The organism is Curtobacterium poinsettiae (assembly GCF_025677645.1).
Classification (GTDB): domain Bacteria; phylum Actinomycetota; class Actinomycetes; order Actinomycetales; family Microbacteriaceae; genus Curtobacterium; species Curtobacterium poinsettiae_A.
The window spans coordinates 1,365,253-1,378,614 of sequence record NZ_CP106879.1 but is presented as its reverse complement, the minus strand read 5'-3'; the positions used below and the strand labels follow the sequence as shown (position 1 = coordinate 1,378,614).

General features: G+C 71.1%; 9 protein-coding genes and 1 tRNA gene. 1 reads left to right on the top strand and 9 read right to left on the bottom strand.

The annotated features are described in order from the left end of the window. Positions 1 to 36 precede the first annotated feature (36 nt). The 8 genes from OE229_RS06795 to OE229_RS06760 all read right to left on the bottom strand — a co-directional run bounded on the left by OE229_RS06795 (position 37) and on the right by OE229_RS06760 (position 8,299). Complete coding sequence (locus OE229_RS06795) at positions 37 to 1,377, bottom strand: threonine/serine exporter family protein (protein WP_262137116.1); 1,341 nt, start codon at positions 1,375 to 1,377, stop codon at positions 37 to 39. Between the two features lie 99 nt (positions 1,378 to 1,476). Next, positions 1,477 to 1,550: transfer RNA gene (locus OE229_RS06790), tRNA-Leu, on the bottom strand. 71 nt (positions 1,551 to 1,621) lie between these two features. Next, a complete protein-coding gene (locus tag OE229_RS06785) occupies positions 1,622 to 3,097 on the bottom strand; it encodes an NAD(P)/FAD-dependent oxidoreductase (RefSeq protein ID WP_182066284.1) in 1,476 nt (491 codons plus the stop codon). Between the two features lie 40 nt (positions 3,098 to 3,137). After that, positions 3,138 to 3,686 (bottom strand): DUF501 domain-containing protein, encoded by a 549-nt coding sequence (locus tag OE229_RS06780; protein WP_182066283.1) that lies wholly within the window; start codon positions 3,684 to 3,686, stop codon positions 3,138 to 3,140. A gap of 84 nt (positions 3,687 to 3,770) precedes the next feature. Further along, positions 3,771 to 4,304 carry an FtsB family cell division protein gene (locus tag OE229_RS06775; protein WP_262137114.1) on the bottom strand — a complete coding sequence of 178 codons (534 nt, stop codon included), beginning with the start codon at positions 4,302 to 4,304 and terminating at the stop codon, positions 3,771 to 3,773. 343 nt (positions 4,305 to 4,647) lie between these two features. Further along, positions 4,648 to 5,931, bottom strand: coding sequence for a phosphopyruvate hydratase (gene eno, locus OE229_RS06770; RefSeq protein ID WP_027464494.1), 1,284 nt, complete (start codon positions 5,929 to 5,931; stop codon positions 4,648 to 4,650). 123 nt (positions 5,932 to 6,054) lie between these two features. Then, positions 6,055 to 7,299, bottom strand: coding sequence for a histidine--tRNA ligase (gene hisS, locus OE229_RS06765; protein WP_262137112.1), 1,245 nt, complete (start codon positions 7,297 to 7,299; stop codon positions 6,055 to 6,057). A gap of 304 nt (positions 7,300 to 7,603) precedes the next feature. Then, a complete protein-coding gene (locus OE229_RS06760; protein WP_262137110.1) occupies positions 7,604 to 8,299 on the bottom strand; it encodes a MazG family protein in 696 nt (231 codons plus the stop codon). 90 nt (positions 8,300 to 8,389) lie between these two features. On the opposite strand from OE229_RS06760, the gene nhaA reads away from it, so the two are divergent. After that, positions 8,390 to 9,568, top strand: a complete 1,179-nt coding sequence (nhaA, locus tag OE229_RS06755) for a Na+/H+ antiporter NhaA (RefSeq protein ID WP_262137108.1) — start codon at positions 8,390 to 8,392, stop codon at positions 9,566 to 9,568. A 159-nt stretch (positions 9,569 to 9,727) separates the two neighbouring features. On the opposite strand, the gene mfd is transcribed toward nhaA, so the two are convergent. Beyond that, a complete protein-coding gene (gene mfd, locus OE229_RS06750) occupies positions 9,728 to 13,336 on the bottom strand; it encodes a transcription-repair coupling factor (RefSeq protein WP_262137107.1) in 3,609 nt (1,202 codons plus the stop codon). Between the last annotated feature and the right edge of the window lie 26 nt (positions 13,337 to 13,362).

Here is a 13,362-nt window from a genome sequence, read left to right as displayed (position 1 = left end):
AGGCCCGTGGCGGCGCCGCACCGGGCCTCCGGTCCGTCAGCTGGTCGCGTCCACCGCGCGCCGGGGCGCGTTGCGGGCGAAGAGCCCAGGTAGGAGCCCGCCGATCTTCGTCCCGATGCACAGGCTGACGAAGGTCGCGAGCGGGGTCGAGAGCGCCTCGGGATCGAAGGTGGCAACCGCCACGAGCCCGACCGTCCCCGGCACGAGCAGCAGGAACGCCGGGAAGAACGACACCGTCGCCGGGATCGCCGGCACGAGCCGCTCGAGCAACCGGGTCGCGACGAACAGCAGCGCCGCTGCGGCACCGGTCGCGACGACGCTGCCCCAGAGCGGCGTCGTCGTGCTCACCACGGCGTAGGCGGTGACCATGACCGCCACCGACACGAGCGTCAGGCGCCACCCGGACCGGAACACCAGACCGAGCCCGACCGCGAGCACCACGACGGCGACCCACGACACCCAGTACGCCGGCACGGACTCCCAGCCGGCCAGGTCCGTGCCGACCCCCGCGACCTCGCCGACGAGCGCGGCCGACGACGGGTCGACGTGCAACCCGGTCAGGGCGCTGCCGGACGCGATGCCGGCGGCCATGAAGCCGAGCATGATGAGGCCCTGCACCAGCCGCGACGACCCGGTGACGATGTCCGCGGCGGTGAGTTCGAGCAACGCGTTGGTGATGAGCGCGCCCGGGACGAACACCGCCACCGGGGCGCAGACCGCGAAGAGCGGGACCTGCTCGAACCCGGTGCCCGCGGCGACCAGGCCGACGATCGCCGTCGACACGAACGCGGCCAGGAACGGGATGATCGCCACGGCCTCGCGGAAGCGTCGGAGCACCAGTCCGATCACGCCGACCAGGCCACCGACGACGAGCGCCAGCACGATCGCCCACCACGGGCACCGGAAGACGACGGCCAGGCCGGCGGAGGTCAGGGCGTTGCCGAGGATCCACGGCAGGGCGGGTGGCGGGACGGTGCCGGCGCGGATGGCCCGGACGCGGGCCGGGATCTCGGCGAGGGCGATGGAGCCGCTCTCGAGCCCGAGCACGACGCGGTTGGCGCGGGCGGCCTGGCGGGAGGACAGTTCGACGCCCTCGGCGTTGACGATGGTGGCGGCGCCCGTCGAGACCTCGCTCACCATCACCAGGGCGGGCAGGACGCCGATCGCGAGCGTCGGTCCGACCCCGGCGGCGTCCCGCGCCTTCTCGAGCGCCGACCGGACGTCGGTGACGGAGCTGCCGGCGTCCAGGAGCAGGGCTCCGAGGGTGCCGAGGAGCATGCCGACCGGGACGCTCTCGCCGTCGACGACCTCGACGTGGGCCTCCGGTCGGCGGAGGGCGTTCTGCAGGTTGGCGAGTGCGCTTCCGAGTCCGACCACGATCGTCGATGCTACTGGGCGCGCGGTGTTCGGCACCCCCGGTGGGACTCGAACCCACAACTCGGCGATTGTGAGTCGCGTGTCGGTTCACGAAGTCGGTACCCCCGGTGGGACTCGAACCCACAACTCGGCGATTTTAAGTCGCATGCCTCTACCGGTTGGGCCACGGGGGCGGGCCGCAACAGCCTACCGATGCACGAAGGCGGTCACCCTTCGCAGATGACCGCCTTCGTGACGAGTGGTGCTACTTGGCGTCGGCCGGGGCCGTCACCGGCTCGGCGGCGTTGGAGACGTCCTTCGCGGGTTCGCCGTAGACGGGGCCGGCGGCACCGGCGACCTTGCCCTCTTCCGGAGCCTGGGCTGCGGCGGGCGCGGCCGGAGCCTCGGCAGCGGGCTTCGGACGGGACGCGAACGCCTCGAACGCGGCACGGGGGGTCTCGCGGTCGTCGAGCGACACGATGTCGCGGCCGAGGAAGAAGCCACCGACCCAGTCGCCGATGACGCGCCACTTGCGCTCCCACGACGGCATGGCCAGGCCGTGGTAGCCGCGGTGCGCACCCCAGGCCAGGAAGCCCTTCATGGCGAACTTGCCGGACTGGAACACACCGGTTCCCAGGCCGAGGCCGGCGACGGCGCCGAGGTTCTCGTGCTTGTAATCGGTCGTCGCCTCGCCACGGATGGTCGCGACGACGTTCTTCGCGAGCTGCTTGGCCTGGCGCACGGCGTGCTGGGCGTTCGGCACGCAGAACCCGCCGACACCGCCACCGGTCAGGTCCGGCACGGCTGCGACGTCGCCGCAGGCCCATGCGTCGGCGATCACGCCGTTGTCGTCGACCACGCGCAGGTCGGGCTGCACGCGGATGCGGCCACGCTGCTCGAGCGGGAAGTCGGTGCCCTTGACCATCGGGTTCGCCATGACACCGGCGGTCCAGATGATGAGGTCGGACGGGATCGTCTCGATCGCTCCGTCGCTCGTCTTGAGCTCGCAGACGCCACCGACGGCCGAGGCCAGCTGGGTCTCGAGGTGCACGGTCGCGCCCCGCTCGGCGAGGTTCTTGAGCACCCAGTGCGAGGTCTCGAGCGAGACCTCGGGCATGATGCGGCCCATCGCCTCGACCAGGTGGAAGTGCGTGTCGTCGAAGGACAGCTGCGGGTGGCTCTTCAGCAGGTCGGTGACGAAGGAGCGGAGCTCGGCGAACACCTCGATGCCGGCGAAGCCACCACCGACGACGACGACGGTGAGCAGGCGGTCGCGCTCGGGACCGGCCGGCAGGTTCGCCGCCTTGTGGAAGTTGCTGAGGATGCGGTCGCGGATCGACGCGGCTTCCTCGATGGTCTTCAGGCCGATGGCCTCGTCCGCGACGCCCGGGATCGGGAACGTGCGGGACACCGCGCCGGCGGTCATGACGATCTGGTCGTAGGACTCCTCCCACGCCTCGCCCTCGGTCGGGGTGATCGTCGCCGTCTTGGTGGCGTGGTCGACCCCGGTGACCTTCGCCGTGACGACGCGGGTCTTCTTGAGGTGACGACGGTGCGCGACGACCGCGTGACGCGGCTCGATGGAACCGGCGGCGACCTCGGGCAGGAACGGCTGGTACGTCATGTACGGCAGCGGGTCCACCATGACGACCTCGGCTTCGCCCTGGCGAAGGTGCTTCTCGAGCTTCCATGCGGTGTAGAAACCGGCGTAACCGCCGCCGACGACGAGGATCTTGGGCACGGGGGATGATCTCCTTGGATGGGGGTGTGCGGGAGTCGAGTCAGACTTCGCCGCCACCCGCCCCGACTCCAGCGTCTGCACCGTCATCATACGCCCGGCATGTACACCGGGAGGGCGACCAGTCCGCGCGCTCGAGCGCGAGGTCACCGATGGGGTTGACGCCGGGTCCGGCGGCGAGGGCGTGGCCGACGAGGGCGTGCAGGCACTTCACGCGGGTGGGCATGCCACCGGCGCTGATGCCGTCGATCTCGTCGACGTGTTCGATCGACTCGCGATCGGCCAGGTAGGACTCGTGGGCCGCGCGGTACTGCGCGGCGACTTCGGGGTCCTCGAGCAGGGCTGCCAGCTCGGGCATGACCTGGTTGGCCTCGAGGGTGCTGACCGCAGCGGTGGCCGCGGGGTGGCACAGGTAGTAGAACGTCGGGAACGGGGTGCCGTTCGACAGCCGGGGCTTCGTGGAGACGACGGTGGGGTTGCCACAGACGCAGCGTGCCGCGATCCCGATGACGTCACGTGCCGGTCGGCCGAGCTGCGCCGACACGACCTGGACGTCGTGGTCGGAGGGCGGGTCGAAGGGAGGGGTCGTCACGGGAACGTGAGCCTACCGGAGAAGCGGAACCCCTCGCACCGTCGGGCCGGACGGCTCCGCGCCCCGCGCCCCGCGCCCCCGCGACTACTTGCTCTCGCCCGTCCCGGAGACGTCGGGGGCGACGAGGTCGGCTGCCCGCTCGTCGGTGAGCCCGGACTGCAGCACCGACGAGAGCATCGCCTGCACCCAGTCGACCTTGGGCGTCTGCACCTTCGCGCTCACGGGGGTGCCCGAGTCGGTGGTGGGGGTCGTGTCGGCGGCCCCGTCCTCGGCGCCCATCACGAGGTAGCTCTCCTCGCCCGGGTACACGTAGAGCAGCCGATCGCGGGCCTGTGCCTCGATGTACGCCGGGTCGTCCCAGCGCGCGACGTCCTGCTTCTTCTGCGCGACGTCGGCCTTCTGGCTCGCGACCTCCTGCTGCTGCTGGGCGATCTGCTCCTGCTGCTGGATGAGCGTCCGGAGCGACGGCGCGAGCACCACCACGAAGAGCACGATGATCGCGAGCATGAGCAGGCTGAACCCGGAGAAGTGGATCGAGCGGTACCAGGGCTGCGCGGGCGTGCTGCCGTCGGGCAACGCCACGGGGACGCGGCGGACGCGGGGCTTCTGGCTGGGCACGGTCCGACGATAACCCGGCACGGTCGGTCGGGGCCGCCCGGCACGCGGCCGTTCGGCGCCCTCCCAGCGTCCCGCCTCGTCACGCCGAGGCAGCCGGGAGGCACGGCTCCGGCCCGTCCCTCCCGTCCCGCACCTGGAGTGGTCACCACACACCGCCCGGTTCACGTCCGGTGGTCACGTCCCGTCGGCCAGACCCGGTCCAGCCGACGACTGGTGACCACTCGACGCAGCACGCGCGGCACGTCCTGACCGCTCGGCACTCCGGGGCCACACGCACGACGAAACGCCGTCCTCCCGGAGGAGAACGGCGTCTCGGTGGTGCGGGTGCTGCTGGTCGGGCTGGTTACAGCGACGCGGCGCGCGGGAAGGCCGAGCGACCGGCGTACACCGCGGCGTCGCCGAGCTCTTCCTCGATGCGGAGCAGCTGGTTGTACTTCGCGACACGGTCCGAGCGGGCCGGGGCACCGGTCTTGATCTGGCCACCGTCGACCGCGACCGCGATGTCCGCGATCGTGGTGTCCTCGGTCTCGCCGGAGCGGTGCGACAGGATCGAGGTCAGGCCGTGACGGTGCGCGAGCGAGACCGCGTCGAGGGTCTCGGTGAGCGTGCCGATCTGGTTGACCTTGACGAGGATCGAGTTCGCGGCCTTCTCGTCGATGCCCCGCTGCAGACGCTTCGGGTTGGTGACGAACAGGTCGTCGCCGACGATCTGGACCTTGTCGCCGAGCTCGGCGGTCAGGTGCGACCAGCCCTCCCAGTCGTCCTCGGCCAGCGGGTCCTCGATGGTGACGAGGGGGTAGTTCGCGACGAGCTCGGCGAAGTAGGAGGTGAACTCCTGGCTCGAGAGCTGCTTGCCCTCGAACTGGTACTTGCCGTCCGAGAAGAACTCGGTGGACGCGACGTCGAGGCCGACGGCGATGTCCTTGCCGGGCGTGTAGCCGGCCTTCTCGATCGCGGTGAGCAGGAAGTCGAGCGCCGCGCGGTTCGACGCGAGCTCCGGCGCGAAGCCGCCCTCGTCGCCGAGGCCGGTGGCCAGGCCCTGCTTCTTCAGCTCACCCTTGAGGGCGTGGTACGTCTCGACGCCCCATCGGAGTGCCTCGGAGAAGGACTCGGCGCCGTAGGGCACCAGGAAGAACTCCTGGATGTCGACGTTGGTGTCCGCGTGGGCACCACCGTTGACGACGTTCATCAGCGGGACGGGCAGCGTGTGCGCGTTCGGGCCGCCGAGGTAGCGGAAGAGCGGCAGGTCGACCGAGTCGGCCGCGGCACGGGCGACGGCGAGCGAGGCACCGAGGATCGCGTTCGCGCCGAGGCGGGACTTGTTCTCGGTGCCGTCGAGCTCGATGAGCGCGGCGTCGACGAGGCGCTGGTCGGTGGCGTCGAAGCCCTCGAGCGCCGGGCCGATCTCGTCGAGGACGGCGTCGACGGCCTTGAGCACGCCCTTGCCGCCGTAGCGCGAGGCGTCGCCGTCGCGCAGCTCGTACGCCTCGAACGCGCCGGTGGATGCACCGGACGGGACGAGCGCGCGGGACACGACGCCGTCGTCGAGGAGGACCTCGACCTCGACCGTCGGGTTGCCTCGGGAATCGAGGACTTCGCGTGCGCCTACGGCATCGATCAGGGCCACGGGGTACTCCCTACACATTGGTTGTGGTGATTGCGGTGTTGATCCTAGCGAGCGGAGGTGAACACGACGTCGGCCGTGACGCCCCGCCGTGGACGAGTCCGCGCTGGAACGAGGACCGGGTGCTCAGTCGAGCGGGCGGAACTCGACGCCCTCGAGCGACGCGGTGTCCGCCGAGACGGTCGCGAACGCCGTGAAGCCCTGGGCGGCGAGGCCGGCGAGCAGGTTCTTCGTGTTCTTCGTGCGGCGCTCGAGCCGGACGCGTCGGTGGGACGCCATCGCCTCGGTCTTCAGCGCGGCGAGCCGGACCGGGTCGACGTCCTTGTCGTACACGAGCACGACGGCGTCGGCCTCGGCGGACTCCGGGAGGGTCACGAGGTCGACGAGCCGCTCGAACCCGAGCGAGAACCCGACCGCGGGGACGTCCTGCCCGAGGAACCGGCCGATCATCCCGTCGTACCGGCCGCCGCCACCGAGGCTGTAGCCGAAGTCGGGGTGCGCGACCTCGAAGATCGTGCCCGTGTAGTAGCCCATGCCGCGCACGAGCGTCGGGTCGAAGCGCAGGTCCACCCCGGGGAGCGCCTCGCGCAGGCGGAGCAGGTCGGCGAAGGCCTCGGCGTCGAGCCACGGCGCCCCCTCGACCGACGTCCAGTCGGCGGCCTCGAGTGCGCGGATGGTCTCCTCGAGCCCGGGCAGGTCGGCGCCCACGGTGCTGCGGAGTTCCGCCGCGACGCCGTCCGCGCCGATCTTGTCGAGCTTGTCGATCGTGATGAGCGCGCGGTCGGCGGCGGCCGTCCCGGTGATCCCCCACGACGCGAGGAGCGCCAGCAGGATCCGGCGGTCGTTGATCCGGATCGTCGTCCCGCTGACCCCGAGGGCGTCGAGGGCCGCGGTCGTCGCGCGGATGAGCTCGATCTCGGCGAGCTGCCCCGGCTCACCCAGGATGTCGATGTCGCACTGCACGAACTGGCGGTAGCGGCCCTTCTGCGGGCGCTCGGCACGCCAGACCGGGGCGATCTGCACGGATCGGAACACCGACGGCAGCTCCGCGCGGTGGGAGGCGTAGAACCGGGCCAGCGGGACCGTCAGGTCGAACCGGAGACCGAGGTCGGCGAGGTCCAGCGGTGCTTCGGCCGCCCGCAGGTCGTCGGTGGTGAGCCCGCGCTTCATCACCGCGAAGGCCAGCTTCTCGTTGTCACCGCCGAGTCCGGAGTGCAGCCGCGCAGCGTCCTCGACCACCGGGGTCTCGATCTCGTCGAAACCGTGTCGCGAGTAGACGTCCCGCACGACACCGAGCACGTGCTCGCGCCGGGCCTTGTCCGCCGGGAGGAAGTCACGCATGCCACGGGGTGCCGTCACGGTCGTTGCCATGCGGTCAATCCTGGCAGATGGGCGTCCCGGCCTTGCGCATCCTCCGACTCACTGACATACTGCATGCAGAACCTCGGTCCGGATCGTGCCTGATCCGCGCTCCGGACCGATTCGCGGGGCGACGTGCTGCAGTGCGTCCCGCGGTTCGAGCGGGCTTCCCTGTCGGCCCCTCTCCCTGGTGGAGCCGACGCCCGCTCCCGGGCGCCCTCTCTTTTTCGGGTTGGGAGGGCGCCCGTTCCCCCTGCCCGGATCCTCCGAGCCCCGAGGCGACGTCGCGCAACGGGACGACGTCGCGCGCCGGGGATCACTCCACAGCGCGACCGGCCTCCTCCAGCGCTGACACGGCGGCCCGCAGACTCGCGACCGGGTCCACCCCGCGTCCTGCCGCCGCCGCGACCTCCCCGAGCACCGCTCGCCCCCACTCGGCGTCGACCGTCCCCACCCCGTCGTCCGCAGCCGGCGCGGCGGACGCACCACGGGCCTCCAGGCCAGCGCCGGAACCGACGCCGACGACGGACGCGACGACCGCGTCGGCGTCCCCACGTTCCTCCAGGCGTTCCAGCAGCTTCACCGCACGCTCCAGGGGCGGCATCGCCCGCGGCACCCCGTCGAACGCACTCCGCCGACTCGCCTTCTCGGCCGCCTTGGCCGCACGCCAGACCCGGACGACGTCCTCGACGGTGTCCGCGGTCTCGTCCCCGAACACGTGCGGGTGCCGCCGGGTCATCTTGTCCCGGACCCCGGCGGCGACGTCCTCGAGGGTGAAGTCCCCCGCCCGGGCGGCGATCCCCGCGTGCAGGACCACCTGGTAGAGCAGGTCGCCGAGTTCCTCGCGGACGTCGTCCGGGTCGCCGTCGTCGACGGCGTCGACGAGTTCGTACGACTCCTCGACGGCGTAGCGGGCGAGCGAGGCGTGGGTCTGCGCCCGGTTCCAGACGCACCCGCCGTCCTCGGCGAGCAGGCGGTCGACGACGGTCACGAGGTCGGGTACGGCGGTCATCTGGTCATCGTGCCACCCGCGTAGACTGGCCGTGGTGTGTCGGGAAGTCTGGTCGACGGACACTCACCCGACCCCTCGAGACGGAGATCCATGTCGTCCCTCGTCCGCTCTCCCCGCTTCAGCGCCATCGCGCTCCTCACCGCCGCCGTGCTCGGCCTGGTCGTGGCGAACTCCCCGATCGGCCCCGGCCTCGAACGGCTGCTCGACGCGCACCTGCCGCTCGGTGCCCTCGGCCTCGACCTGTCGATCGCGCACTGGATCAGCGACGGTCTGCTCGCGGTCTTCTTCCTGCTCGTCGCCATCGAGCTCAAGCAGGAACTCGTCGACGGCGAGCTGTCGAACCCCAAGACCGCGATCATCCCCGCCATCGCGGCGGTCGGCGGGGTGCTCGTCCCGGCCGGCATCTTCCTGCTCGTCACCGCGGGCACGACGTACACGCACGGGTGGCCGATCCCGACGGCGACGGACATCGCGTTCGCGCTCGGGGTGCTCGCCATGTTCGGCCGCGGGCTGCCGAGCGGCATCCGGGTGTTCCTGCTCGCGCTGGCTGTGCTGGACGACCTCATCGCGATCATCATCATCGCCGTGGTGTTCGCCCACGACACCGACTTCCTGGCCCTCGTGGGTGCCGTGGTCGCGCTCGCGGCGTTCTGGCTGCTCGGCCGCATGCTCCGCCCGGGGCGCAGCGGCCAGACGCTGATCATCGTGGTGATGGTCCTGGTGGGGCTCGTGACGTGGTGGCTCGTGTACCACTCCGGTGTGCACGCCACGATCGCCGGCGTCGCCCTCGGTCTCGTGCTCCCCCGCCGCCCTGGCCACACCCTGCACGAGAACGTCGAACCGTGGTCGAACGCCGTCGTGCTTCCGGTGTTCGCGTTCGCATCGGCCGCCGTCGTCATCCCCGCGGTCGGCATCAGCGAGCTCTCCCCCACGTTCTGGGCGGTCGTCGTCGCCCTGCCGGTCGGCAAGGTCATCGGCATCACGCTGTTCGGCACGATCGCCACGCGGATCTTCCGCTCGCCCGGCCGCTCGTCGCTGTCGTTCTTCTCGATCATCACCGTCGGTGTGCTCGGCGGCATCGGGTTCACGGTGTCGCTGCTCATGAACAAACTGGCGTTCGCCCGCAACGAGGAGATCCTCGACGAGGGCGTCCTCGCCGTGCTCGTCGGATCGGGCATCGCGATCGTCGCGTCGGCGGTCGTCGTCACCCTCCGGGCGCGCGCCTACCGCGCACGCCGCGAGCTGTCCGAGGCCGAATACACCGAGTAGCGACTCGCGGGCCGGGGTTCGCACCCGTTCCGCGACAGAGCACGCGTCGTTCGACGCGTGGACCGTCGCAGACGGCGTGTGCGCCGTGGACGTGGCGACGGACGGACTGGAGGCACGGTGCCAGCTGGCACCGTGCCTCCGGTCCGTCTGCGCTCGCGTCTACGCGGCCGGCGCCTCGGCCGGGGTCGTCGCCCCGTACACGGCGGTGAGGATGCTCTCCACCCACCGGATGAGGGCGTCGTCCGGCAGCGCCTGGTCGTGCGGACGCGGCATCGGGATGCTCGTCGCGTTCTGCTGCGGGAACCAGCGCGCCCCCGGGAACATGCGCTTCAGCCGCACCTGCGACGAGTCGGCGAGTTCCTTGCCGGCGACCCGCAGGTTCGAGCCCATCACCACGACGTCGGACAGGCCGACCTGCTGCGCCATGCGACGGAGGCGGGAGACCTCGACCAGGGTCTGCACGGCCTGCGGCGGCTGTCCGTAGCGGTCGGTGAGCTCGTCGAGGACCATGTCGATCGCGTTCGGTTGCGCCGTCGGGGCCGAGGCGGCCGAGAGCTTCTGGTACGCCTCGAGCCGGAGTCGCTCGGACTCGACGTAGTCCTCGGGGATGTGCGCGTCGACGGGGATCTCGAGCCGGAGCTCGGTCTGCCCCTCGGCGACGTCGCCACGGAACTGCGACACCGCCTCGCCGATCATCCGCAGGTACAGGTCGAAGCCGACGCCGGCGATGTGGCCGGACTGCTCCCCGCCGAGCAGGTTTCCGGCCCCGCGGATCTCGAGGTCCTTCATGGCGACCTGCATGCCCGCGCCGAGCTCGTTGTTCGCGGCGATGGTCTCGAGGCGGTCCTGCGCGGTCTCGGACAGCGGCTTCTCGGAGTCGTAGAGGAAGTACGCGTACCCGCGCTCCCGCCCGCGGCCGACCCGACCGCGCAGCTGGTGCAGCTGGGACAGACCGTACTTGTCCGCCTTGTCGATGATGAGCGTGTTCGCGTTGGCGATGTCGAGGCCCGTCTCGATGATCGTCGTCGAGACCAGGACGTCGAAGCGGCGCTCCCAGAAGTCGACCATGACCTGCTCGAGGGTGCTCTCCGACATCTGCCCGTGCGCCACGGCGATGCGGGCGTCCGGCACGATCTCGGCCAGGTGCGCGGCGACCGACTGGATGTCCTTCACGCGGTTGTGGACGTAGAACACCTGCCCCTCGCGCAGCAGCTCGCGGCGGATCGCCGCCGCCACCTGCAGGTCCGACTGCGGCCCGACGAAGGTCAGGATGGGGTGGCGGTCCTCGGGCGGGGTGGCGAGGGTCGACATCTCGCGGATGCCCGTGACCGCCATCTCGAGCGAGCGCGGGATCGGGGTCGCCGACATCGCCAGGACGTCGACGTTCGTCTTGAACTTCTTGAGCTGGTCCTTGTGCTCGACGCCGAACCGCTGTTCCTCGTCGATGATGACCAGCCCGACGTCCTTGAACGTGATGCCCTGCGAGAGGATCCGGTGGGTCGCGATGACGATGTCGACCGTGCCGTCGGCGAGCCCGGCGATGGTCTCCTTCGACTCCTTCTCGGTCTGGAACCGGCTGAGGGCGCGCAGGTGCACGGGGAACCCGGCGAAGCGCTCCTGGAACGTCTCCATGTGCTGGCGGACGAGCAGGGTCGTCGGGACGAGCATGACGACCTGCTTGCCGTCCTGCACGGCCTTGAACGCGGCACGGATCGCGACCTCGGTCTTGCCGTAGCCGACGTCGCCGGAGAGCAGGCGGTCCATCGGGATCGGGCGTTCCATGTCGCGTTTGATCTCGTCGATCGTGGTGAGCTGGTCGGCGGTCTCGGCGAACGGGAACGCCTCTTCCAGCTCGCGCTGCCACGGGGTGTCCGGACCGAACGCGTGCCCCTTCGACGCCATGCGCGCCGAGTACAGCTTGACCAGGTCGACGGCGATGTCGCGGACGGCCTTGCGCGCCTTCGACTTGGCGGCGGACCAGTCCGAGCCGCCCATCTTCGACAGGGTCGGGGACTCGCCGCCGACGTACCGTGACAGCTGGTCGAGCTGGTCGGTCGGCACGAAGAGCTTGTCGCCCGGGTAGTTGCGCTTCGACGGCGCGTATTCGAGCACGAGGTACTCGCGCTGCGTCTTCACGGCGTTGCGGCCGCCGCTGGAGACCTCGCGGCTGACGAGCTCGACGAACTTGCCGATGCCGTGGGTCGCGTGCACGACGACGTCCCCCGGCTTGAGCTGCAGCGGGTCGACGACGTTCTTGCGCCGGCTCGCGAGCTTCTTGACGGTGCGGGCGCCCTGCTGGACGCTGCGGCCGTAGAACTCGGCCTCGCTCAGCACCACGATGCGGGGGTCGGGGATCGCGAAGCCGTGCTCGACGCTCGCCGTCGTCACGACGGCGACGCCGGGCTCGGGCGGCGCGGTCACGGCGTCGGCACGTGCGGCGACCCCGGCGTCGGCGAGGACCTGCACCGCACGCTCGACGAGGCCCTGGCCCTGCGCGGTCACGACGACCGCCCACCCGTCGTCCGTCAGCGACTTGACGTGCGCGATCGCCCCGTCGGCACTGCCGGCGAAGCTCGGGACGGCCTCGGCCCGGACGCGGATGTACTCGCCGGCCTCGGCGGCGGCCTCGGCGTCGGTGAGGACGCGCTCCGTGTCCCCTTCGTCGAGGCCGGAGTCGAACGGCGACACTGTCCACCAGGTGCGCTGGCCGCGGGTGTTCTTGAGCTGCTGCACGGTCAGGAAGTTGCCCGCGTCGAGGTCGATCGGGGCCTGGGCACCGGCGACCGCGGCGCTCCAGGCCGCCTGCAGGAACTCGGTGTTCGTCTCGGCCAGGCTGTTCGCGCGGCCGTTCACCCGCTCGGGCGAGAACACCGCGATGGTGGCCTCGTCCGGCAGGTAGGAGGTCATCGGCACGAGGTCCTGCACGAGCGCCGGTGCGAGGGACTCCATGCCCTCGACCGGGATGCCCTCGGCGATCTTCGCGAGCATCTGGGACAGGTTCGGGAACTCGTGCAGCATCTCGCGCGCCCGCTGCCGGACGTCGTCGCTGAGCAGGAGTTCGCGCGAGGCCGTCAGCTCGACCGAGCCGAGGTCGTCCTCTGTGGTGCGCTGGTCGGCGACGGAGAACGCCTTGATCGCCTCGATCTCGTCGCCGAAGAAGTCGACGCGTGCCGGGTGGTCGGCCGTCGGCGGGAAGACGTCGAGGATGCCACCGCGCACCGCGAACTCACCACGGCGGGTGACGAGGTCGACGCGCGAGTAGGCGAGGTCCACCAGCTGGGACGCGATCGCCGCCAGATCGTTGCCCCGCGAGTCGGTCCGCAGCACCACCGGCGCCAGGGACGTCAGGTTGCTCGCGATCGGCTGCAGCGCGGCGCGGACGCTCGCGACGACGATGGTCTGGCGACGCTCGGCCGGGTCCGCCGCCTGCCACGCCGCGAGCTTCCGGAGCGTCGCGATGCGCGTGCCGACGGTCTGGGCACTCGGGCTGAGGCGTTCGTGCGGCAGGGTCTCCCACGCCGGGAACTCGAGCACGTCGGCGTCGGGGACGTAGCTGCCGAACGCTTCTCGGACCGCCTCGGCTTCACGCCCGGTCGCCGTGATCACGAGGACGCACTGCGGACCGTTGCGTTCGGCGAGCAGCGCGCCGAGCAGCGGCACGCGCAGGCCGTCCACGACGGAGAAGTCGGCGTCGCGCGGTGCGGCGCGCAGCACGCGATCGAAGGCGGAGGCGCGCGAGAGCGCAGGGATGATGCCCGAGATCGTCACTCCGCCCATGGTACCGGCGAGGTCCG

What these genes read in the sequence shown, in the direction of transcription:
- hisS (WP_262137112.1), bottom strand. Translation starts at nt 7,299, where the DNA reads ATGGCAACGACCGTGACGGCACCCCGTGGCATGCGTGACTTCCTCCCG.
- OE229_RS06760 (WP_262137110.1), bottom strand. Translation starts at nt 8,299, where the DNA reads ATGACCGCCGTACCCGACCTCGTGACCGTCGTCGACCGCCTGCTCGCC.
- nhaA (WP_262137108.1), top strand. Translation starts at nt 8,390, where the DNA reads ATGTCGTCCCTCGTCCGCTCTCCCCGCTTCAGCGCCATCGCGCTCCTC.